The 21,926-nt window shown below is 50.8% G+C and carries 18 protein-coding genes; 13 read left to right on the forward strand and 5 right to left on the reverse strand.

The window, feature by feature from the left end; genetic code table 11:
- Nucleotides 1–2: 2 nt before the first annotated feature.
- From cyoA to FEM44_RS16710, 3 genes are all read right to left on the reverse strand, one after another.
- Nucleotides 3–950, reverse strand: a complete 948-nt coding sequence (gene cyoA / locus FEM44_RS16700) for a cytochrome o ubiquinol oxidase subunit II (RefSeq protein ID WP_001239441.1) — start codon at nucleotides 948–950, stop codon at nucleotides 3–5.
- 460 nt (nucleotides 951–1,410) lie between these two features.
- Nucleotides 1,411–2,886: a muropeptide MFS transporter AmpG gene (ampG, locus tag FEM44_RS16705; RefSeq protein ID WP_135523146.1), complete on the reverse strand. Its 1,476-nt coding sequence runs from the start codon at nucleotides 2,884–2,886 to the stop codon at nucleotides 1,411–1,413.
- Between the two features lie 43 nt (nucleotides 2,887–2,929).
- Nucleotides 2,930–3,508 (reverse strand): lipoprotein, encoded by a 579-nt coding sequence (locus tag FEM44_RS16710; protein WP_000473501.1) that lies wholly within the window; start codon nucleotides 3,506–3,508, stop codon nucleotides 2,930–2,932.
- Between the two features lie 304 nt (nucleotides 3,509–3,812).
- On the opposite strand from FEM44_RS16710, the gene bolA reads away from it, so the two are divergent.
- The 9 genes from bolA (at nucleotide 3,813) to fadM (ending at nucleotide 14,140) form a co-directional block, all read left to right on the forward strand.
- Nucleotides 3,813–4,130 carry a transcriptional regulator BolA gene (gene bolA / locus FEM44_RS16715; RefSeq protein ID WP_000973458.1) on the forward strand — a complete coding sequence of 106 codons (318 nt, stop codon included), beginning with the start codon at nucleotides 3,813–3,815 and terminating at the stop codon, nucleotides 4,128–4,130.
- Nucleotides 4,131–4,472: 342 nt separating this feature from the next.
- The gene (tig, locus tag FEM44_RS16720) at nucleotides 4,473–5,771 is read left to right on the forward strand and encodes a trigger factor (protein ID WP_001198386.1); all 1,299 of its coding nucleotides are present in this window, start codon (nucleotides 4,473–4,475) and stop codon (nucleotides 5,769–5,771) included.
- A gap of 245 nt (nucleotides 5,772–6,016) precedes the next feature.
- Nucleotides 6,017–6,640, forward strand: coding sequence for an ATP-dependent Clp endopeptidase proteolytic subunit ClpP (clpP, locus tag FEM44_RS16725; RefSeq protein ID WP_000122253.1), 624 nt, complete (start codon nucleotides 6,017–6,019; stop codon nucleotides 6,638–6,640).
- 125 nt (nucleotides 6,641–6,765) lie between these two features.
- Nucleotides 6,766–8,040 (forward strand): ATP-dependent protease ATP-binding subunit ClpX, encoded by a 1,275-nt coding sequence (clpX, locus tag FEM44_RS16730; protein WP_000130305.1) that lies wholly within the window; start codon nucleotides 6,766–6,768, stop codon nucleotides 8,038–8,040.
- A gap of 187 nt (nucleotides 8,041–8,227) precedes the next feature.
- Complete coding sequence (lon, locus tag FEM44_RS16735; protein ID WP_130215455.1) at nucleotides 8,228–10,582, forward strand: endopeptidase La; 2,355 nt, start codon at nucleotides 8,228–8,230, stop codon at nucleotides 10,580–10,582.
- A gap of 190 nt (nucleotides 10,583–10,772) precedes the next feature.
- Nucleotides 10,773–11,063, forward strand: coding sequence for a nucleoid-associated protein HU-beta (hupB, locus tag FEM44_RS16740; protein WP_254892905.1), 291 nt, complete (start codon nucleotides 10,773–10,775; stop codon nucleotides 11,061–11,063).
- 191 nt (nucleotides 11,064–11,254) lie between these two features.
- Nucleotides 11,255–13,126, forward strand: coding sequence for a peptidylprolyl isomerase (gene ppiD, locus FEM44_RS16745; protein WP_135523145.1), 1,872 nt, complete (start codon nucleotides 11,255–11,257; stop codon nucleotides 13,124–13,126).
- 150 nt (nucleotides 13,127–13,276) lie between these two features.
- Nucleotides 13,277–13,648 carry a helix-hairpin-helix domain-containing protein gene (locus FEM44_RS16750; protein ID WP_135523144.1) on the forward strand — a complete coding sequence of 124 codons (372 nt, stop codon included), beginning with the start codon at nucleotides 13,277–13,279 and terminating at the stop codon, nucleotides 13,646–13,648.
- A 93-nt stretch (nucleotides 13,649–13,741) separates the two neighbouring features.
- Entirely contained in the window at nucleotides 13,742–14,140 is a 399-nt protein-coding gene (gene fadM / locus FEM44_RS16755; RefSeq protein WP_001194534.1) for a long-chain acyl-CoA thioesterase FadM, read from the forward strand.
- A 51-nt stretch (nucleotides 14,141–14,191) separates the two neighbouring features.
- Here fadM and queC read toward each other — a convergent pair whose 3' ends face one another.
- Together queC and FEM44_RS16765 are read right to left on the reverse strand one after the other, a co-directional pair.
- Nucleotides 14,192–14,887: a 7-cyano-7-deazaguanine synthase QueC gene (gene queC, locus FEM44_RS16760; RefSeq protein WP_130223217.1), complete on the reverse strand. Its 696-nt coding sequence runs from the start codon at nucleotides 14,885–14,887 to the stop codon at nucleotides 14,192–14,194.
- 64 nt (nucleotides 14,888–14,951) lie between these two features.
- A complete protein-coding gene (locus tag FEM44_RS16765) occupies nucleotides 14,952–16,652 on the reverse strand; it encodes an SgrR family transcriptional regulator (protein ID WP_135523143.1) in 1,701 nt (566 codons plus the stop codon).
- Between the two features lie 99 nt (nucleotides 16,653–16,751).
- On the opposite strand from FEM44_RS16765, the gene cof reads away from it, so the two are divergent.
- The 4 genes from cof (at nucleotide 16,752) to FEM44_RS16785 (ending at nucleotide 21,757) form a co-directional block, all read left to right on the forward strand.
- Nucleotides 16,752–17,570, forward strand: a complete 819-nt coding sequence (gene cof / locus FEM44_RS16770; RefSeq protein WP_135523142.1) for an HMP-PP phosphatase — start codon at nucleotides 16,752–16,754, stop codon at nucleotides 17,568–17,570.
- 152 nt (nucleotides 17,571–17,722) lie between these two features.
- The gene (decR, locus tag FEM44_RS16775) at nucleotides 17,723–18,181 is read left to right on the forward strand and encodes a DNA-binding transcriptional regulator DecR (protein WP_000884589.1); all 459 of its coding nucleotides are present in this window, start codon (nucleotides 17,723–17,725) and stop codon (nucleotides 18,179–18,181) included.
- Between the two features lie 29 nt (nucleotides 18,182–18,210).
- A complete protein-coding gene (locus FEM44_RS16780) occupies nucleotides 18,211–19,983 on the forward strand; it encodes a SmdA family multidrug ABC transporter permease/ATP-binding protein (protein WP_135523141.1) in 1,773 nt (590 codons plus the stop codon).
- A complete protein-coding gene (locus tag FEM44_RS16785) occupies nucleotides 19,976–21,757 on the forward strand; it encodes a SmdB family multidrug efflux ABC transporter permease/ATP-binding protein (protein ID WP_135523140.1) in 1,782 nt (593 codons plus the stop codon). Before FEM44_RS16780 ends, FEM44_RS16785 begins: the two co-directional genes overlap by 8 nt.
- The last annotated feature ends 169 nt before the right edge of the window (nucleotides 21,758–21,926 follow it).

Genomic DNA, 21,926 nt, shown 5'->3' on the forward strand with positions numbered 1-21,926 from the left:
CTTTAATGGGCGGATTCCGCGTGGCTCATGTCCATGCCTTCCATACCTTCGTGTGCGCTGTGCTCACCTTCTGGCTGGGTCATGTCCATGCTCTTACCGTGAGCCATAAACTTGTTAATCACATCGGCAAACAAATCTGGTTTCACGTTGGAGAAATATTCCACCTGGTTGTATTCGCTAGGCGCGGCCAGTTTTTCGAAAGCAGCCATGTCAGACATGGTGTTCGGCGACTGTTTGGCTTTTGCGACCCATTGGTCGAATTCGGCGCGATCCGGCGTTGCGATAGCTTTGAACTTCATGCCTGAGAAGCCCGGGCCGCTGTAGCTGGCGGAGATACCGTCATAAGTACCGGGTTCGTTGGCGATCAGATGCAGGCGAGTCTGCATACCGGCCATGGCATAAATCTGGCTACCCAGACGCGGAATGAAGAAGGAGTTCATCACGGAGTTGGAGGTCACTTTGAAGTACACCGGAGTGTTCGCCGGGAAAGCGATTTCATTCACGGTAGCAATTCCCTGTTCCGGGTAGATGAAGAACCATTTCCAGTCCATGGAAACCACTTCGATGGTAATGGGCTTCTCGTCGTGCGCCAGCGGCTTGCTAGGCTCAAGAGCGTGAGTGGTTTTCCAGGTCAGTACCGCAAGGAAGATGATGATTAAGATAGGTACCGTCCAGACCACAGCTTCCACTTTATTGGAGTGTGACCAGTTCGGGCTGTACTTAGCATCTTTATTGCTCGCACGGTACTTCCAGGCGAAACCAACAGCCATCAAGATTGCGGGAATAACGACAATCAACATCAGGCCAAATGCCGTCAGTATCAGTGAACGTTGCTCCAGACCAATCTGTCCTTTGGGATCTAACAGCGCAGAATTACAACCACTGAGCAATACAGTGCCTGCAAATAATGACAACCATCCCAAACTTTTATTGTATTTCCTGAGTCTCATTTAACGACCTCAATTCCACGGGATCTGGTGGCGTTTAAAGTGTGTGGGCATTTTACGGGAAGGTTACATTACTGTAAACATGATTAAATTCCTGTTACTTGGATTTGGCTGTCAGGTCACATATGTTGCAAAACATATCAGGTTGGTTTTAAGAAGCTGTTGCAAAAGGGCGTTATAACGAAAGGGGCGCGCGGAAAGGGGGTAGTAGGGCAATTGGTATAACCAATCTTAAAATAAAACAATTATTTAACAAATAATTATCATTGAGGTGACAACTCAGGTGAGGGGAAATAAAGTGTCATTAGCTGAATCGTGTAAGAAAAATAGAATCTATAAATGACGTCAATAATTTTAGAAATCTAAGCCGCACAAAAGAACAAATATTATTAAGCGATGCTGATGTTTATTTAGCCGTAATAATTACGCCGGGTGATTACTACAGCTAAATAATATTCACAGATTACGTCAGATGTGTTTTTCGTAGCGCCAGATAATCCAGCAAACCACCAAGCACGACTCCGCCCAGGGCGACTAAAACGCCGACTTCCAGCAGAGCAGGCAGGAAAGAGAAGTGGGTCAAATCCAGCGAGTCCATCGTCAATAGCAGTAACCACACGGCTAACAGACAGACGCCCGTTGCCAGCGTCGACATGGCAAAGGCATAACCTGCCGGATACCCGGTACGAGGGATAAAGTCGTTATTGACCCATGTGTACTCCAGCGTGCGGCGGCAAACCAGCAGCAAAATAAGTCCAGGTACGGCGGCGGCAACAGAGAACAGATAGAACGTCGGCCAGCCGTGAGCTTCAACAAACCAACCTGCTACAGGTCCTACATAAACCCGTCCTACAGCAGAAAGCGCCGAGAGCAGGGCGAACTGGGTAGCGGAAAATGACTTATTACACAGGGTCATTAATAGCGCCACAAATGCTGATGTTCCCATCCCGCCACACAGATTTTCGAAAAAGACAGCCGCGCCCATGCTGTAGAGATGCTTATCAGTCACGGAAAGTAGCCAGTAACCGGCGTTGGACGCACCTTGTAAAAGGCCGAAAATCATGAGCGCACGGAACAATGACAGGCGCTGCATCAAAATTCCGCCGAACAATGCGCCGACGATGGTCGCCAGTAGACCGAGCGTTTTGTTAACTACACCCACTTCGCCGGCATCAAATCCGACGCCGCGAATCAAAAACGTGGTTGTCAGGCTCATGGCGAAAGCATCGCCCAGTTTGTACAGTACGATTAAAAGCAGAATCAGCCATGCGTTATTGCGGCCAAAGAAATCACGCAATGGTGCTACAACGGCTCGTTCCAGCGTTTTGGGTACAGGAATGGTGTCGGTTGGTTCTGGTGCAAGCAGTGTCGCGATAATACAGGGGATCAGCAGCGCCGCCATCAACCAGTACATGCCTTGCCAGCCCAGCCATTTATCCGCCAGCCATAAAGCCAGGCCGCCGGATACCAGCATCCCCAGGCGATACCCCAGCACGCTGATTGCCGCACCTGCGCCGCGTTCTTCCGCTGGAAGCACATCCGTTTTCCAGGCATCAAAGACGATATCCTGGGAGGCGGAGCAAAAAGCGATCACCACCGCCAGAGCTGCCATCCAGCGTAATTGGGTGCCAGGTTCGAGAAAACCCATCGCCGCAATGGACAGTAACAATAGAGTTTGTGTAGCGAGCAGCCAACCGCGTCGACGTCCGAGGAACGGAGGGGTGTAGCGGTCCATCAGCGGGGACCAGAGAAATTTAAATACATAAGCCTGACCTACCAGAGAGAAGAAACCGATGGTTTTAAGATCGATATTCTCAACGGTCATCCACGCCTGTAACGTGCCTGATGTCAGGGCTAGCGGTAGCCCGGATGCAAAACCCAGGATCAGCAAAATGGCTGAACGCGGCTGTTGGAAAATACGTAAATATTGACTGGACATGGGCGTCTACAGGCCCGGCTTGCACCGGGCCAGAGGGCAGAAATTAACGCGCGTTCTGCTTGATGAATTCGTGAATGCTGGTGTCCTGAGACATGTCAGCAATGGTGTCGGTCAGCACACTGTTAACCGCATCGGCGATATTTTTGTTGGAAGCCTGAAAAGCGCCTTCAACGTTGTAGCTGGCACGATAGTTTTTGGTCATCTTGTTGCCATTCTGCGCGGTGGCGATGATGGCGATATCTGCTTTAGTGGCGATGTTGTAACGCACGTTACCCTGGGATACGTCAGCATACAGTTGGCTAACGATGATTTGCAGATTAACCGGACCATTTGGGCCGACCATGTAACCACGCGCGGTCATTTGTTTTTCCAGCACTTCTTGCAACAGGAAACGCAAATCGCGAGAGGCGGTCAGGGTGACAATCTGATTATCGCGGGTCACTTTCGCCAGCGCCTGATCGGTACGTTGATCGGCACCATTAATGCTAACGGTGACGCCCATCAGACTTGGGTCCTGCTGTGGCAGCGTCATCGTCGGAGAAACTTCAATGGTTGTTGGCGGTTTTGCGCATCCTGCAAGCATAAACAGAGCAACTAACGGGAAGAGGATTTTTTTGAACATGTTCTGGCTCTCAGAGACTTTTAAGCGTGTTTGGTAAAGATTCCCGCCATCATAACATCGCCAACGACGAGGGGAAGTGGGTAAGACATGTAAATTCATTATGTTGACGAAATAATCGCCTTGAGTAAAAGAAACACTGATGTGAAGCCAGTGAATCAATCTTTAAATCAGTAAACTTCATACGCTTGACAGAAAAAATAGGATGAAAGCTAATTATTTGTTGTTAAGCTGTAATGGAAACGGTAAAAGCGGCTAGTATTTAAAGGGATGGGTGACATCTCAGCGTTGTCGGAGGAGATATTTCATGATGATACGTGAGCGGATAGAAGAAAAATTAAGGACTGCGTTCCAACCCGTATTCCTCGAAGTTGTGGATGAAAGCTATCGTCACAATGTCCCAGCCGGCTCTGAAAGCCATTTTAAAGTTGTGCTGGTCAGCGATCGTTTTATGGGTGAACGTTTTCTGAATCGTCATCGAATGATTTACAGTACTTTAGCGGAGGAACTCTCTACTACCGTTCATGCGCTGGCTCTGCATACTTACACTATTAAGGAATGGGAAGGGTTGCAGGATACCATTTTTGCCTCTCCTCCCTGTCGTGGAGCAGGAAGCATTGCGTAAAAACGCATTTGCAACCGTCGGCGCTTTTCCAGTATGTTGCTAAAGATTTTATGAAAAACGGCCTACGGGCCGTTTTGTTTTGTCTGGATTTTGTGCTTTTTGCCCAGCATTCAGACGAAAATTCCCCGGGAATTGTGAAAAAATACGCGGTAGTGCGCAATAACCGTTCTCGACTCATAAAAGTGATGTCGCTATAATGCCGCGTCCATTTGAATGCTTTCGGGATGATTCTGGTAACAGGGAATGTGATTGATTATAAGAACATCCCGGTACCGCGAAGCCAACAACCTGTGCTCGCGGGGTAAGAGTTGACCGAGCACTGTGATTTTTTGAGGTAACAAGATGCAAGTTTCAGTTGAAACCACTCAAGGCCTTGGCCGCCGTGTAACGATTACTATCGCTGCTGACAGCATCGAAACCGCTGTTAAAAGCGAGCTGGTCAACGTTGCGAAAAAAGTACGTATTGACGGCTTCCGTAAAGGCAAAGTGCCAATGAATATCGTTGCTCAGCGTTATGGCGCGTCTGTACGCCAGGACGTTCTGGGTGACCTGATGAGCCGTAACTTCATTGACGCCATCATTAAAGAAAAAATCAATCCGGCTGGCGCACCGACCTATGTTCCGGGCGAATACAAGCTGGGTGAAGACTTCACCTACTCTGTAGAGTTTGAAGTTTATCCGGAAGTTGAACTGCAGGGTCTGGAAGCGATCGAAGTTGAAAAACCGATCGTTGAAGTGACCGACGCTGACGTTGACGGCATGCTGGATACTCTGCGTAAACAGCAGGCTACCTGGAAAGAAAAAGACGGCGCTGTTGAAGCAGAAGACCGCGTAACCATCGACTTCACCGGTTCAGTTGACGGCGAAGAGTTCGAAGGCGGTAAAGCGTCTGATTTCGTACTGGCGATGGGTCAGGGTCGCATGATCCCGGGCTTTGAAGACGGTATCAAAGGCCACAAAGCTGGCGAAGAGTTCACCATCGACGTGACCTTCCCGGAAGAATACCACGCAGAAAACCTGAAGGGTAAAGCAGCGAAATTCGCTATCAACCTGAAGAAAGTTGAAGAGCGTGAACTGCCGGAACTGACTGCTGAATTCATCAAACGTTTCGGCGTTGAAGATGGTTCCGTAGAAGGTCTGCGCGCTGAAGTGCGTAAAAACATGGAGCGCGAGCTGAAGAGCGCCATCCGTAACCGCGTTAAGTCTCAGGCGATCGAAGGTCTGGTAAAAGCTAACGACATCGACGTACCGGCTGCGCTGATCGACAGCGAAATCGACGTTCTGCGTCGCCAGGCTGCACAGCGTTTCGGTGGCAATGAGAAACAAGCGCTGGAACTGCCGCGTGAACTGTTCGAAGAACAGGCTAAACGCCGCGTAGTTGTTGGCCTGCTGCTGGGCGAAGTTATCCGCACCAACGAGCTGAAAGCTGACGAAGAGCGCGTGAAAGGTCTGATCGAAGAGATGGCTTCTGCGTATGAAGATCCGAAAGAAGTTATCGAGTTCTACAGCAAAAACAAAGAACTGATGGACAACATGCGCAATGTTGCTCTGGAAGAACAGGCTGTAGAAGCTGTACTGGCGAAAGCGAAAGTGACTGAAAAAGAAACCACTTTCAACGAGCTGATGAACCAGCAGGCGTAATTTACGCAGCATAACGCGCTAAATTCGCACAAAGGCCCGTCACCGCCAGGTGGTGGGCTTTTTTTTGTCATGAATTTTGCATGGAACCGTGCGAAAACGCTCTTTCGGTGTTAGCGTAACAACAAAAGATTGTTATGCTTGAAATATGGTGATGCCGTACCCATAACACAGGGACTAGCTGATAATCCGTCCATAAGGTTACAATCGGTACAGCAGGTTTTTTCAATTTTATCCAGGAGACGGAAATGTCATACAGCGGCGAACGAGATAACTTTGCACCCCATATGGCGCTGGTGCCGATGGTCATTGAACAGACCTCACGCGGTGAGCGCTCTTTTGATATCTATTCTCGTCTACTTAAGGAACGCGTTATTTTTCTGACTGGCCAGGTTGAAGACCACATGGCTAACCTGATTGTGGCGCAGATGCTGTTCCTGGAAGCGGAAAACCCAGAAAAAGATATCTATCTGTACATTAACTCCCCAGGCGGAGTGATCACTGCCGGGATGTCTATCTATGACACCATGCAGTTTATCAAGCCTGATGTCAGCACCATCTGTATGGGCCAGGCGGCCTCGATGGGCGCATTCCTGCTGACCGCAGGGGCAAAAGGTAAACGTTTCTGCCTGCCGAACTCGCGCGTGATGATTCACCAGCCGCTGGGCGGCTATCAGGGCCAGGCGACCGATATCGAAATTCATGCCCGTGAGATTCTGAAAGTTAAAGGGCGCATGAATGAACTTATGGCGCTCCATACGGGTCAATCATTAGAACAGATTGAACGAGATACCGAGCGCGATCGCTTCCTTTCCGCCCCTGAAGCGGTGGAATACGGTCTGGTCGATTCGATTCTGACCCATCGTAATTGATGCCAGAGGCGCAACTGTGCCGCTATACTTATCCAGGGCGGCACAACGCTATAAGCGACTTGCGCCTGAGAATGGCATTTGCGTCGTCGTGTGCGGCACAAAGAACAAAGAAGAGGTTTTGACCCATGACAGATAAACGCAAAGATGGCTCAGGCAAACTGTTGTACTGCTCTTTTTGCGGCAAAAGCCAGCATGAAGTGCGCAAGCTGATTGCCGGACCATCCGTGTATATCTGCGACGAATGTGTTGATTTATGTAACGACATCATTCGCGAAGAGATTAAAGAAGTTGCACCGCATCGTGAACGCAGTGCGCTACCGACGCCGCATGAAATTCGCAACCATCTGGACGATTACGTAATCGGTCAGGAACAGGCGAAAAAAGTGCTGGCGGTCGCGGTATACAACCACTACAAACGTCTGCGCAATGGCGATACCAGCAATGGCGTCGAGTTGGGCAAAAGTAACATTCTACTGATCGGTCCGACCGGTTCCGGTAAAACGCTGCTGGCTGAAACGCTGGCACGCCTGCTGGATGTTCCGTTCACTATGGCCGATGCGACTACACTGACCGAAGCCGGTTATGTGGGCGAAGACGTTGAAAACATCATTCAGAAGCTGTTGCAGAAGTGCGACTACGACGTACAGAAAGCGCAGCGCGGGATTGTCTACATCGATGAAATTGACAAGATTTCACGTAAGTCTGACAACCCGTCTATTACCCGTGACGTTTCCGGTGAAGGCGTACAGCAGGCACTGTTGAAACTGATCGAAGGTACAGTTGCTGCCGTTCCACCGCAGGGCGGGCGTAAGCATCCGCAGCAGGAGTTCTTGCAGGTAGATACCTCTAAGATCCTGTTTATCTGTGGTGGTGCGTTTGCTGGTCTGGATAAAGTGATTTCCCACCGTGTAGAAACCGGCTCCGGCATTGGTTTTGGCGCGACGGTAAAAGCGAAGTCCGACAAAGCAAGTGAAGGCGAACTGCTGGCGCAGGTAGAACCGGAAGATCTGATCAAATTTGGTCTGATCCCTGAGTTCATCGGTCGTCTGCCAGTTGTAGCAACGCTGAATGAACTGAGCGAAGAAGCCCTGATTCAGATTCTTAAAGAGCCGAAAAACGCCCTGACCAAGCAATATCAGGCGTTGTTTAATCTTGAGGGTGTTGATCTGGAGTTCCGTGACGAGGCGCTGGATGCTATCGCTAAGAAAGCGATGGCGCGTAAAACCGGTGCTCGTGGTCTGCGCTCCATCGTAGAAGCCGCACTGCTCGATACCATGTACGATCTGCCGTCCATGGAAGATGTCGAAAAAGTGGTTATTGACGAATCGGTAATTGATGGCCAGAGCAAACCGCTGCTGATTTATGGCAAGCCGGAAGCGCAACAGGCATCTGGTGAATAATTAACCATTCCCATACAGTCAGTTAACCAAAAAGGGGGGATTTTATCTCCCCTTTCATTTTTCCTCTATTCTCGACGTTGAATGTGGGGGAAACATCCCCATATACTGACGTACATGTTAATAGATGGCGTGAAGCACAGTCGTGTCATCTGATTACCTGGCGGAAATTAAACTAAGAGAGAGCTCTATGAATCCTGAGCGTTCTGAACGCATTGAAATCCCCGTATTGCCGCTGCGCGATGTGGTGGTTTATCCGCACATGGTCATCCCCTTATTTGTCGGGCGGGAAAAATCTATCCGTTGTCTGGAAGCGGCGATGGACCATGATAAAAAAATTATGCTGGTCGCGCAGAAAGAAGCTTCAACGGATGAGCCGGGTGTAAACGATCTTTTCACCGTCGGGACCGTGGCCTCTATATTGCAGATGCTGAAGCTGCCTGACGGCACCGTCAAAGTGCTGGTCGAGGGGTTACAGCGCGCGCGTATTTCTGCGCTCTCTGACAATGGCGAACACTTTTCTGCGAAGGCGGAGTATCTGGAATCGCCGACCATTGAGGAGCGGGAACAGGAAGTGCTGGTGCGTACTGCAATCAGCCAGTTCGAAGGCTACATCAAGCTGAATAAGAAAATCCCACCAGAAGTGCTGACGTCGCTTAACAGCATCGACGACCCGGCGCGTCTGGCAGATACCATTGCCGCGCATATGCCGCTGAAACTGGCTGACAAACAGTCTGTTCTTGAGATGTCCGACGTTAACGAGCGTCTGGAATATCTGATGGCGATGATGGAATCGGAAATCGATCTGCTGCAGGTTGAGAAACGTATTCGTAACCGCGTGAAAAAGCAGATGGAGAAATCCCAGCGTGAGTACTATCTGAACGAGCAGATGAAAGCCATTCAGAAAGAACTCGGCGAAATGGACGACGCGCCGGACGAAAACGAAGCCCTGAAGCGCAAAATCGACGCGGCGAAAATGCCGAAAGAGGCAAAAGAAAAAGCGGAAGCAGAACTGCAGAAGCTGAAAATGATGTCTCCGATGTCGGCAGAAGCAACCGTGGTGCGTGGTTATATCGACTGGATGGTACAGGTGCCGTGGAATGCGCGTAGCAAGGTCAAAAAAGACCTGCGTCAGGCGCAAGAAATCCTCGATACCGATCATTATGGTCTGGAGCGCGTGAAAGATCGTATCCTTGAGTACCTCGCGGTTCAAAGCCGTGTAAACAAAATCAAGGGGCCGATCCTCTGCCTGGTAGGGCCGCCGGGGGTAGGTAAAACGTCCCTGGGTCAGTCCATCGCCAAAGCCACAGGACGTAAATATGTCCGTATGGCACTGGGCGGCGTGCGTGATGAAGCGGAAATCCGCGGTCACCGCCGTACTTACATCGGTTCTATGCCGGGTAAATTGATCCAGAAAATGGCGAAAGTGGGCGTGAAAAACCCGCTGTTCCTGCTCGATGAGATCGACAAAATGTCTTCTGACATGCGTGGCGATCCGGCTTCTGCACTGCTTGAAGTGTTGGATCCAGAGCAGAACGTGGCGTTCAGCGACCATTACCTGGAAGTGGATTACGACCTGAGTGACGTGATGTTTGTCGCGACGTCGAACTCCATGAACATTCCGGCACCGCTGCTGGATCGTATGGAAGTAATTCGCCTCTCCGGTTATACCGAAGATGAAAAACTGAACATCGCCAAACGTCACTTGCTGCCGAAGCAGATTGAACGTAATGCGCTGAAAAAAGGTGAGCTGACCGTCGACGATAGCGCCATTATCGGCATTATTCGTTACTACACCCGTGAGGCAGGCGTGCGTGGTCTGGAGCGTGAAATCTCCAAACTGTGCCGTAAAGCGGTTAAGCAGTTACTTCTCGATAAGTCATTAAAACATATCGAAATTAACGGTGATAACCTGCATGACTACCTCGGCGTACAACGTTTCGACTATGGTCGCGCGGATAACGAAAACCGCGTCGGTCAGGTAACGGGTCTGGCGTGGACAGAAGTCGGCGGCGACTTGCTGACCATCGAAACCGCATGTGTTCCGGGGAAAGGCAAACTCACTTATACCGGTTCGCTGGGCGAAGTGATGCAAGAGTCCATTCAGGCAGCGTTAACGGTGGTTCGTGCGCGTGCGGAAAAACTGGGGATCAATCCAGATTTTTACGAAAAACGCGACATCCACGTGCACGTACCGGAAGGTGCGACGCCGAAAGATGGTCCGAGCGCTGGTATTGCCATGTGCACTGCGCTGGTTTCTTGCCTGACCGGTAACCCGGTTCGCGCCGATGTAGCGATGACGGGCGAGATAACCTTGCGTGGCCAAGTGTTACCAATCGGCGGTTTGAAAGAAAAACTGCTGGCGGCGCATCGTGGTGGAATTAAAACTGTGTTAATTCCGCACGAAAATAAACGCGATCTGGAAGAGATTCCAGACAATGTTATTGCCGATCTGGACATTCATCCGGTGAAACGCATTGAGGAAGTTCTGACTCTCGCGTTGCAAAATGAGCCGTCTGGCATGCAGGTTGTAACCGCAAAATAGTGACCTCGCGCAAAATGCACTAATAAAAAAAGGGCTGGCAGGTAAATTCGGACTTGCCAGCCTTTTTTTGTCTCGTTAAGTTAGAGGGCGGATTAGGCTTGCCCTTATTAAGGGGTGTTGTAAGGGGATGGCTGGCCTGATATAACTGCTGCGCGTTCGCACCTTGAAGGATTCAAGTGCGAGATAAATTATAAAGAGGAAGAGAAGAGTGAATAAATCTCAATTGATTGACAAGATTGCTGCAGGGGCTGATATCTCTAAAGCTGCGGCTGGCCGTGCGTTAGATGCTATTATTGCTTCCGTAACTGAATCCCTGAAAGAAGGGGATGATGTAGCACTGGTAGGTTTTGGTACTTTTGCCGTTAAAGAGCGTGCTGCCCGTACTGGTCGCAACCCGCAGACTGGTAAAGAGATCACCATCGCTGCAGCTAAAGTACCGAGCTTCCGTGCAGGTAAAGCACTGAAAGACGCGGTAAACTAAGTGTTGTCCCCATTGGGGATGTGACGAAGTTCAAGGGCGCATCTACTGATGTGCCTTTTTTATTTGTATTCCGTGACTTTCTGCGCATTGTGGGCTGACAATTGCCCCCGTTTCTTGTCACAATAGGCCTTTGCGCGCAGCGATAAGTTGCGTGAGGTATACAGTCATCTACAGCGGAGTGTTGTTACACCATGATGGACAGCTTACGCACGGCTGCAAACAGTCTCGTGCTCAAGATTATTTTCGGTATCATTATCGTGTCGTTCATATTGACCGGCGTGAGTGGTTACCTGATTGGCGGAGGCAATAACTACGCCGCAAAAGTGAATGACCAGGAAATCAGCCGTGGGCAGTTCGAGAACGCCTTCAACAGCGAGCGTAATCGCATGCAGCAACAGCTGGGCGATCAATACTCCGAGCTGGCGGCGAACGAAGGCTATATGAAAACCCTGCGTCAACAGGTGCTGAATCGTCTTATCGACGAGGCTCTACTGGATCAGTACGCTCGCGAACTGAAACTGGGTATCAGCGATGAGCAGGTCAAGCAGGCGATTTTCGCGACCCCGGCTTTCCAGGTTGACGGCAAGTTCGATAACAGCCGCTACAACGATATCCTCAACCGAATGGGAATGAGTGCCGATCAGTACGCGCAGGCGCTGCGTAACCAGCTCACCACCCAACAGCTGATTGCTGGCGTTGCCGGCACCGACTTTATGTTGAAAGGTGAAACTGACGAACTGGCAGCACTGGTCGCGCAACAACGTGTAGTGCGTGAAGCGACTATCGACGTTAATGCGCTGGCGGCTAAGCAAGCTGTGACCGAACCAGAAATCGCCAGCTACTACGAGCAAAACAAAAACAATTTCATGACTCCGGAACAGTTCCGCGTGAGCTACATCAAGCTGGATGCTGCCACGATGCAGCAATCGGTTAGCGATGCGGATATCCAGAGCTACTACGATCAGCATCAGGATCAATTCACCCAGCCACAGCGCACGCGCTACAGCATCATCCAGACCAAAACTGAAGATGAAGCGAAAGCCGTACTTGATGCGCTGAACAAAGGCGGTGATTTTGCCGCGTTAGCAAAAGAAAAATCTGCCGATATTATCTCTGCCCGTAACGGCGGTGATATGGGTTGGTTAGAAGACGCCACCACTCCGGACGAACTGAAAAATGCCGGTCTGAAAGAAAAAGGTCAGCTTTCTGGCGTGATCAAATCCTCGGTAGGTTTCCTGATCGTCCGTCTGGATGACATTCAGCCAGCAAAAGTGAAGTCGTTAGACGAAGTGCGTGACGAAATCGCAGCGAAAGTGAAACACGAAAAAGCGCTGGATGCATACTACGCGTTGCAACAGAAAATAAGCGATGCAGCAAGCAACGACACTGAATCTCTGGCAGGTGCAGAGCAGGCAGCGGGCGTTAAAGCTACTCAGACTGGCTGGTTCAGCAAAGATAAGCTGCCGGAAGAGTTAAACTTCAAACCGGTGGCGGACGCTATCTTTAACGGCGGTCTGATTGGTGAAAACGGCGCACCGGGCATCAACTCTGACATCATCACCGTAGACGGCGATCGTGCATTCGTTCTGCGTATCAGTGAGCATAAACCGGAAGCGGTGAAACCGCTGGCAGATGTTCAGGAACAGGTTAAAGCGATGGTTCAGCACAACAAAGCTGAACAGCAAGCGAAAATGGATGCTGAAAAACTGCTGGTTGATCTGAAAGCGGGCAAGGGTGCGGAAGCTATGCAGGCTGCCGGTGTGAAATTTGGTGAGCCGAAAACCTTAAGCCGTTCTGGTCGTGACCCGATTAGCCTGGCGGCATTTGCACTGCCTCTGCCAGCGAAAGACAAACCGAGCTACGGTATGGCGACCGATATGCAGGGCAATGTCGTTCTGCTGGCGCTGGACGAAGTGAAACAAGGTTCAATGCCGGAAGAGCAGAAAAAAGCGATGGTGCAGGGTATTACCCAAAACAACGCTCAAATCGTCTTTGAAGCTCTGATGAGTAACCTGCGCAAAGAGGCGAAAATCAAAATTGGCGATGCGCTGGAACAGCAATAATCCTGAAGCCGCCTCGCAAAAAAATGCTTTGCAGCTGTAACAAGAAAAGGTCGCTTTCGCGGCCTTTTCCATTTCTGAACATTGCCATTTGTTTACTGTTTTCACTGCCGTTAAGGTGATTCCACTGTTAACAAACAAGGAGAAAACAGTATGAAACACGGAATCAAAGCTCTACTCATTACCCTGTCCCTGGCCTGTGCCGGAATGTCTCACTGTGCGCTGGCGACAGCTCCTGCAGCGAAACCGGCGGCGGTCGAAACCAAAGCGGAAGCCCCTGCAGCACAAAGCAAAGCGGCAGTACCGGCGAAAGCCAGTGATGAAGAAGGCACCAGAGTCAGCATTAATAATGCCAGCGCGGAGGAGTTAGCCCGCGCGATGAATGGCGTTGGCCTGAAGAAAGCGCAGGCGATTGTCAGTTATCGCGAAGAGTATGGCCCGTTTAAAACGGTGGAGGACCTAAAGCAGGTGCCGGGGATGGGTAATTCGCTGGTGGAGCGTAATCTGGCGGTATTAACCCTGTAATTAATTTGCATAGTGGCAATTTTTTGCCAGACTGAAGAGGTCATACCAGTTATGGCCTCTGTACTTATAACAACAACGTAAGGTTATTGCGCTATGCAAACACAAATCAAAGTTCGTGGATATCATCTCGACGTCTACCAGCACGTAAACAACGCCCGCTACCTTGAGTTTCTCGAAGAAGCCCGCTGGGATGGACTGGAAAACAGTGACAGTTTTCAATGGATGACCGCCCATAACATCGCTTTCGTGGTGGTAAATATCAATATCAACTATCGCCGCCCGGCGGTATTAAGTGACTTGTTAACCATTACGAGCCAGTTACAGCAATTAAACGGTAAAAGCGGCATCTTAAGCCAGGTCATCACTCTGGAGCCGGAAGGGCAGGTGGTCGCGGATGCGCTTATCACGTTTGTTTGTATCGATCTTAAAACGCAGAAGGCTTTAGCTCTGGAAGGGGAGCTGCGCGAAAAGCTGGAGCAGATGGTTAAGTAAACGTTTTGTTGTGCCGGATGCTCAAGCCGCATCCGGCAACACCCGGAATAATTACTTCAACCCTGTTTTCTGCTTCATCGCCGCCATCACAGCCGGTTTATCGGCCAGATAATGATTCAACCCGTTACTACGCAGATTACATGCAGCACAATGACCGCAACCGTCGCCTTTGATGCCGTTATAGCAGGTCAGCGTTTCGTTACGCACTAAATCCAGCTTGCCGTAATAATCCGCCAGCGCCCAGGTTTCTGCTTTATCAATCCACATCAGCGGCGTTTCAAAACGAATATCTTTCGCCATGCCCAGACTGACGGCATGGTTCAGTGCTTTCACAAACTCATCGCGGCAATCCGGGTAACCGGAGAAATCCGTTTCGCAGACGCCGGTAATCACTGCTTCGGCTTTTACCTGGTACGCATATATTGCCGCCAGCGTCAGGAACAGAATATTACGCCCAGGGACAAACGTATTCGGGATACCATCGGCTTCAGGTTCATAATCGGGCACTGGAATGCTGTCACGCGTCAGACTGCTGACTGCCAGCTCGTTAAGCAGGGTGACATCCAGCACCTTATGCGCGCGTGCGCCCAGTTTCAGCGCCAGATCGCGCGCGACGTCGATCTCTGCGCGATGGCGCTGACCGTAATCAAACGTCACGCAATGGACTTCATCATATTGCTGCAATGCCTGTACCAGACAGGTGGTGGAGTCCTGACCACCACTGAACACAACGACAGCACGTTTCATAAATTATCCTGCTAAATCGATAAAAACGTTATGGTAACGCCTGCGGTTAACCCGGGCCAGCTCTTCATTGCGACGGTGCGGGTAGCCAGGCCTCGGTAAATTCAAACCAGCCGCGCGGTGTCAGTCGCACACCGTTCACGCCTGGCGGCGCACTAATGCGATAGTGATAGTTGAACAGTGGTGTCAGCGTTGCGTCAGCCATTAACTGGCTAAACACCGTTTTCAGGGCATTAAATCGGTTTTCTTCATCAGGCATTACTTGCACGGCATCCAGTGTCGATTGCAGATGTGCGTATGTACTGGCAGTAAAAACATGTGGCCACAGCGGATCGCAGCGCAGCCACTGTTCAAGGGTATATTCCGGCGCTTCGCCAATTAATCTGTCGCCCATCATGAGGTCTGCTTGCTCCAGTGGCGTGGCTCCATCCCAGTTTTTCGCGTTATGAAAAATAATCTTTAGCTCGCAACCTTCTGCTGCCAGCGTCGTTCGTAGCTGTTCTGCCATGGCATGAAGTTCCACCGGCAGGTGATAAACCAGCGTCAAGGTTTCCGGTAGTTTGACCTCATCCGGTACTTGCCATTGCGGAATAGTCCAGCCAGGCAGCAATGCATGACTGGCGGTGATCAGATTTTCTCCGACTTCTAACGTTTGTAGTAAACCGGATTGATGAATAATGGTGATCACTTTTCGTGCCTGCCAGAGAGTCAGTCGGGGGCTTTTGCGCAACGTTAAATAGCAAAAACCTAAACTGATGCCGCTACTGACCTGACTGACCCGTGGCAATTCCTCTGGTTTGCCGATGGTGATTTGGACGGGATGCCGACAACTCGTACCCAAATCTTTTTCAAAAAGCGGCGGGGTTATCCAGTACTCAACCGCTTTTAGTAGCGGATGACGTAAATGGTAATAATCATGGCTTTCAAGGCGCACCAGCTCCGGTGTGAATTGTGTTAAGCGGAAAGGTCCGGTTCCTACCAGTGGTAATTGCGGATGCGCCAGATGGCAGCAATAGCTCGCCAGTCGGTGTGCCAGCCAGTAATCGGGACGATTTAAAAAGAAGGTCAGACACTGCGGGTGGGTGACTTCAATACGCTGCACGCTAATAAATAACTGCCTCAGGGCAGGCAACTGTAGCAGCATTAGCAAGCGTTGATGTAGCTGTGTTGCTTTTACTGCATCACCGTTATGCCAGTGTAAGGTTGAGCGAAGATAAAAATCCCAGCGTAACCCGTCAGCAGACGTTTCCCAGTGATGCGCTAAATCGCCAATTGGGCGCTGGGAGTTATTGTCGAAACGGCTCAGGCCGGAAAAAATTTGCCCGGCGAGATGCTGTTCGGCACGTCCGGCTAAAAAACCCGGTTGCAGTGGTTCGAGCGGGCGATAATAAGGAATACGCAATGTCGGGGTATCGTTTTGCCATTGCCCGCCCATAAACGGTTGTAACATGGTACGCAGTTCGCCAGGCGCCAGCTGCGCGAGTTCCAGCACATCCTGTTGTTTTCCACTTTCCAGCGCCTGTTCCATCATCGTATTGCGCAGGGATTCCGGCGTCACCAGAAAGCGCAGTTGCCCGCGTTTTCCGCGCCCGGATTGCGCCTGCCACTCCAGCCATCCCGCATCCTGCGCCTGACGCAACAATGTGCGTACATGGCGTTCGCTGCAAAAGCAACGTTCTGCCAGTTCGCTGACGGTAACGGATTGTGGTGCTCCGGCGGAAGGTTGCCACAAACGTTGATACTGGTTAAGACGATTAAGCAGTCGCATATAAACCCGGAACAATATTTTTTATCTATTCACTATTACTTCCGTATATATCAAGTGATACTCAATCACCATTAACCGTGTCACAGAGTGGAGAAAGAAATGGCTCGTCTGGCTGCATTTGATATGGACGGCACTTTATTGATGCCTGACCATCATTTAGGTGAGAAAACTCTCTCTACTCTGGCGCGCCTGCGTGAACGCGATATTACCCTTACATTTGCTACGGGGCGTCATGCGTTGGAGATGCAGCATATTCTCGGGGCGCTATCGCTGGATGCGTATTTAATTACCGGCAACGGCACGCGTGTGCACTCTCTGGAAGGCGAGCTTTTACATCGTGATGATTTACCTGCGGATGTGGCGGAGCTGGTGCTGTATCAGCAATGGGATACCCGAGCCAGCATGCATATCTTCAATGACGATGGTTGGTTTACCGGGAAAGAGATCCCTGCGCTATTGCAGGCATTTGTCTATAGCGGTTTTCGTTATCAGATAATCGATGTCAAAAAAATGCCACTCGGCAGTGTCACCAAGATCTGTTTCTGTGGCGATCACGACGATCTTGCACGCTTGCAGATCCAACTACACGAAGCTTTAGGTGAGCATGCACATTTGTGTTTTTCCGCGACTGATTGCCTGGAAGTGCTGCCGGTGGGCTGCAATAAAGGCGCTGCGTTGACGGTGCTGACCCAACATTTAGGTTTTTCGCTGCGTGACTGTATGGCCTTTGGTGACGCGATGAACGATCGCGAAATGTTAGGCAGCGTCGGTAGCGGTTTTATTATGGGCAATGCGATGCCGCAACTGCGCGCGGAACTCCCTCATTTACCGGTGATTGGACATTGCCGAAATCAGGCGGTCTCTCACTATTTGACGCACTGGCTGGACAATCCACATCTACCTTATTCCCCCGAATAACGAGATCCCTTCCAGCACCGGGCAACTGCCCGGTTTTTTTTGCCCCGAATTTGTCATTTTGTGCATTCTCTGTGAAATCGCACGGAATAAATTGTCGCTATTTGGCCTTTAAAATAGAATCAAAAGAGAAAATAATTCTCTGTGGATTGGCTATGTTAGATAAAATTGACCGTAAGCTGCTGGCCTTACTACAGCAGGATTGCACCCTCTCTTTGCAGGCACTGGCAGAAGCCGTTAATCTGACAACCACGCCTTGCTGGAAGCGTCTGAAACGGTTGGAAGATGACGGTATTCTTATCGGCAAAGTCGCGTTACTGGATCCGGAAAAAATTGGCCTGGGTCTGACGGCTTTTGTGCTGATTAAAACGCAACATCACAGCAGTGAATGGTATTGCCGCTTTGTTACGGTCGTCACGGAAATGCCGGAAGTTCTCGGTTTCTGGCGCATGGCCGGTGAATACGATTATCTGATGCGGGTCCAGGTTGCTGATATGAAGCGCTACGATGAGTTTTATAAGCGTCTGGTTAACAGTGTGCCGGGGCTTTCGGACGTCACTTCCAGCTTCGCCATGGAACAGATTAAGTACACCACCTCGTTACCTATCGAATAATTATCCAGGATCAGGTCAGGACATAACGCGTGCGATTATTTGCTCAACTAAGCTGGTATTTCCGCCGGGAATGGCGCCGCTATCTCGGGGCTGTCGCCTTGCTGGTCATTATCGCGATGCTGCAACTGGTTCCGCCGAAAGTGGTCGGTATTGTTGTCGATGGCGTGACGGAGCAACACTTTACTACCGGGCAGATCCTGATGTGGATCGCCACCATGGTGTTGATTGCAGTCGTGGTTTATCTCCTGCGCTACGTCTGGCGCGTACTGCTGTTCGGTGCGTCTTATCAACTGGCTGTTGAACTGCGTGAAGATTATTACCGCCAGCTAAGCCGCCAGCATCCAGAGTTTTATCTGCGTCATCGCACGGGCGACCTTATGGCCCGTGCGACAAATGACGTCGATCGTGTGGTATTTGCCGCCGGTGAAGGGGTGCTAACGCTGGTGGATTCGCTGGTGATGGGGTGCGCAGTGCTGATCATGATGTCAACGCAGATTAGCTGGCAGTTAACTTTAATAGCGCTGTTGCCGATGCCAGTGATGGCAATCATGATTAAACGCAACGGCGACGCGTTGCATGAACGCTTTAAGCTGGCACAAGCCGCTTTTTCCAGCCTTAACGATCGTACCCAGGAGAGTCTGACCAGTATTCGCATGATTAAATCCTTTGGTCTGGAGGATCGCCAGTCTGCACTGTTCGCCGCAGATGCCGAAGATACCGGTAAGAAAAACATGCGAGTAGCGCGCATTGATGCTCGTTTCGATCCGACCATTTATATTGCGATTGGCATGGCGAATTTACTGGCGATTGGCGGTGGTAGTTGGATGGTCGTGCAGGGCAGCTTAACGTTGGGCCAGCTCACCAGTTTTATGATGTACCTTGGTTTGATGATTTGGCCGATGTTAGCGCTGGCGTGGATGTTTAACATTGTAGAGCGCGGCAGCGCGGCGTATAGCCGAATTCGTACCATGCTGGCCGAAGCGCCAGTCGTTATTGATGGTAAAGATAAGGTGCCAGAAGGTCGTGGTGAACTGGATGTGAATATTCGCCAGTTTACGTATCCTCAAACTCATCATCCTGCGCTCGAGAACATCAGTTTTGCGCTGAAACCGGGTCAGATGCTGGGAATTTGCGGGCCGACCGGCTCTGGCAAGAGTACTGTGCTGTCATTAATTCAACGTCATTTTGATGTCACCGAGGGTGATATCCGTTTTCATGATATTCCTTTGACGCAGTTGCAACTCGACAGCTGGCGTAGCCGCCTGGCGGTAGTTAGCCAGACACCGTTCCTTTTTTCTGACACGGTTGCTAATAACATCGCGCTGGGTTGCCCGAATGCCACCCAGCAAGAGATTGAACACGTAGCGCGGTTAGCCAGCGTGCATGACGATATTTTGCGTCTGCCGCAAGGTTACGACACAGAAGTGGGTGAGCGCGGCGTGATGCTTTCCGGTGGGCAAAAACAGCGAATCTCCATTGCCAGGGCATTGCTGGTGAATGCGGAAATCCTCATTCTTGACGATGCTTTATCGGCGGTAGATGGTCGCACGGAATACCAGATTCTACATAACCTGCGCCAGTGGGGGCAGGGGAGAACGGTGATTATCAGCGCCCATCGCCTTTCTGCCCTGACCGAAGCGAGTGAAATTATTGTGATGCAGCATGGGCATATTGCCCAGCGCGGCGATCATGATGTGCTGGCGCAACAAAGCGGCTGGTATCGCGATATGTATCGCTATCAACAACTGGAAGCGGCGCTCAACGATGCTCCGGAAAATCATGAGGAGGCCGTTGATGCGTAGTTTTAGTCAACTCTGGCCGACTCTGAAGCGCCTGTTAGCTTACGGTTCACCATGGCGTAAACCGCTGGGTATCGCAGTGTTGATGATGTGGGTGGCAGCGGCGGCAGAAGTGAGCTGCCCGCTGCTCGTCAGTTACTTTATCGACAATATGGTGGCGAAAAATAATCTACCGCTGAAAATGGTTGTCGGGCTGGCAGCGGCATATGTCGTACTGCAACTGTTTGCCGCCGGGCTACATTACGCGCAGTCGCTGTTATTTAACCGGGCGGCAGTAGGCGTTGTACAACAGTTACGTACCGATGTGATGGATGCTGCACTGCGCCAACCGTTGAGTGAGTTTGATACTCAACCGGTCGGGCAGGTGATTTCCCGCGTTACCAATGATACTGAAGTTATCCGAGATCTGTACGTTACCGTGGTCGCGACCGTTTTGCGTAGTGCCGCACTGGTAGGGGCGATGCTGGTAGCGATGTTCAGTCTCGACTGGCGAATGGCGCTGGTAGCGATAATGATATTCCCGGTTGTGCTGGTGGTGATGGTGATATACCAGCGTTACAGTACGCCGATTGTCCGCCGTGTACGCGCCTATCTGGCTGATATCAACGACGGCTTTAACGAAGTTATTAACGGCATGAGCGTTATCCAGCAGTTCCGCCAGCAGGCTCGATTTGGCGAACGTATGGGCGAAGCCAGCCGTTCACACTATATGGCGCGAATGCAAACGCTACGGCTGGACGGCTTTTTACTGCGTCCCCTGCTGAGTCTGTTTTCATCGCTCATTCTTTGTGGCTTGTTGATGCTGTTTGGCTTCTCCGCCAGCGGCACCATTGAAGTGGGCGTGCTGTATGCGTTTATCAGCTATTTGGGGCGACTTAACGAACCCTTAATCGAACTGACCACGCAGCAGGCGATGCTGCAACAGGCTGTTGTTGCTGGCGAGCGTGTGTTTGAACTGATGGACGGACCGCGCCAGCAATATGGCAATGATGATCGCCCGTTACAGAGCGGCACCATTGAAGTCGATAACGTGTCGTTTGCATATCGCGATGACAATCTGGTGCTGAAAAATATTAATCTTGCCGTTCCTTCGCGCAGCTTTGTGGCGTTGGTGGGGCATACCGGTAGCGGCAAAAGTACCCTGGCAAGTTTGCTGATGGGCTATTACCCACTAACAGAAGGTGAGATTCGCCTCGATGAACGTCCGTTAAGTTCGCTCAGTCATAGCGCGCTGCGTCAGGGCGTGGCGATGGTGCAGCAAGATCCGGTAGTGCTGGCGGATACTTTCCTTGCCAATGTGACGCTGGGGCGAGATATCTCCGAAGAACGTGTCTGGCAGGCGCTGGAAACAGTACAACTGGCGGAGCTGGCGCGCAGCATGAGCGACGGTATTTATACGCCGCTTGGCGAACAGGGGAATAATCTCTCGGTCGGGCAAAAGCAACTGCTGGCGCTGGCACGTGTGCTGGTAGAGACACCGCAAATACTGATCCTTGATGAAGCAACCGCCAGTATTGATTCCGGTACTGAACAGGCGATTCAACGCGCCCTTGCGGCGGTGCGTGAACAAACAACGCTTGTGGTGATTGCTCACCGCTTATCGACCATTGTTGATGCTGACACCATTCTGGTGCTTCATCGTGGGCAAGCAGTGGAGCAGGGTACTCACCAGCAACTGCTGGCCGCCCAGGGGCGCTACTGGCAGATGTATCAACTGCAACTTGCGGGCGAAGAGCTGGCAGCCAGCGTGCGTGAAGATGAATCATTGAGCGCCTGAATAGCGCAAAATTTCATCGGTGGTGCAAAAATGTAACGCACTGTGCACTGTCATAGTGCGTTTTTATTTTCAATCTTCTTAACTTCCTGCTCTCTTTCTCGTTTTTCATTTCTGGCACACCGCTTGCAATACCTTCTTCGTGTAGCAGAACCATTACCGAATTCTGACC

This window comes from Escherichia sp. E4742 (assembly GCF_005843885.1).
GTDB lineage: Bacteria > Pseudomonadota > Gammaproteobacteria > Enterobacterales > Enterobacteriaceae > Escherichia.

Bases quoted from the DNA above. Each gene is read 5' to 3' on its own strand.
- cyoA (WP_001239441.1), bottom strand. From the start codon at position 950: ATGAGACTCAGGAAATACAATAAAAGTTTGGGATGGTTGTCATTATTT.
- ampG (WP_135523146.1), bottom strand. From the start codon at position 2,886: ATGTCCAGTCAATATTTACGTATTTTCCAACAGCCGCGTTCAGCCATT.
- FEM44_RS16710 (WP_000473501.1), bottom strand. From the start codon at position 3,508: ATGTTCAAAAAAATCCTCTTCCCGTTAGTTGCTCTGTTTATGCTTGCA.
- bolA (WP_000973458.1), top strand. From the start codon at position 3,813: ATGATGATACGTGAGCGGATAGAAGAAAAATTAAGGACTGCGTTCCAA.
- tig (WP_001198386.1), top strand. From the start codon at position 4,473: ATGCAAGTTTCAGTTGAAACCACTCAAGGCCTTGGCCGCCGTGTAACG.
- clpP (WP_000122253.1), top strand. From the start codon at position 6,017: ATGTCATACAGCGGCGAACGAGATAACTTTGCACCCCATATGGCGCTG.
- clpX (WP_000130305.1), top strand. From the start codon at position 6,766: ATGACAGATAAACGCAAAGATGGCTCAGGCAAACTGTTGTACTGCTCT.
- lon (WP_130215455.1), top strand. From the start codon at position 8,228: ATGAATCCTGAGCGTTCTGAACGCATTGAAATCCCCGTATTGCCGCTG.
- ppiD (WP_135523145.1), top strand. From the start codon at position 11,255: ATGATGGACAGCTTACGCACGGCTGCAAACAGTCTCGTGCTCAAGATT.
- FEM44_RS16750 (WP_135523144.1), top strand. From the start codon at position 13,277: ATGAAACACGGAATCAAAGCTCTACTCATTACCCTGTCCCTGGCCTGT.
- fadM (WP_001194534.1), top strand. From the start codon at position 13,742: ATGCAAACACAAATCAAAGTTCGTGGATATCATCTCGACGTCTACCAG.
- queC (WP_130223217.1), bottom strand. From the start codon at position 14,887: ATGAAACGTGCTGTCGTTGTGTTCAGTGGTGGTCAGGACTCCACCACC.
- FEM44_RS16765 (WP_135523143.1), bottom strand. From the start codon at position 16,652: ATGCGACTGCTTAATCGTCTTAACCAGTATCAACGTTTGTGGCAACCT.
- cof (WP_135523142.1), top strand. From the start codon at position 16,752: ATGGCTCGTCTGGCTGCATTTGATATGGACGGCACTTTATTGATGCCT.
- decR (WP_000884589.1), top strand. From the start codon at position 17,723: ATGTTAGATAAAATTGACCGTAAGCTGCTGGCCTTACTACAGCAGGAT.
- FEM44_RS16785 (WP_135523140.1), top strand. From the start codon at position 19,976: ATGCGTAGTTTTAGTCAACTCTGGCCGACTCTGAAGCGCCTGTTAGCT.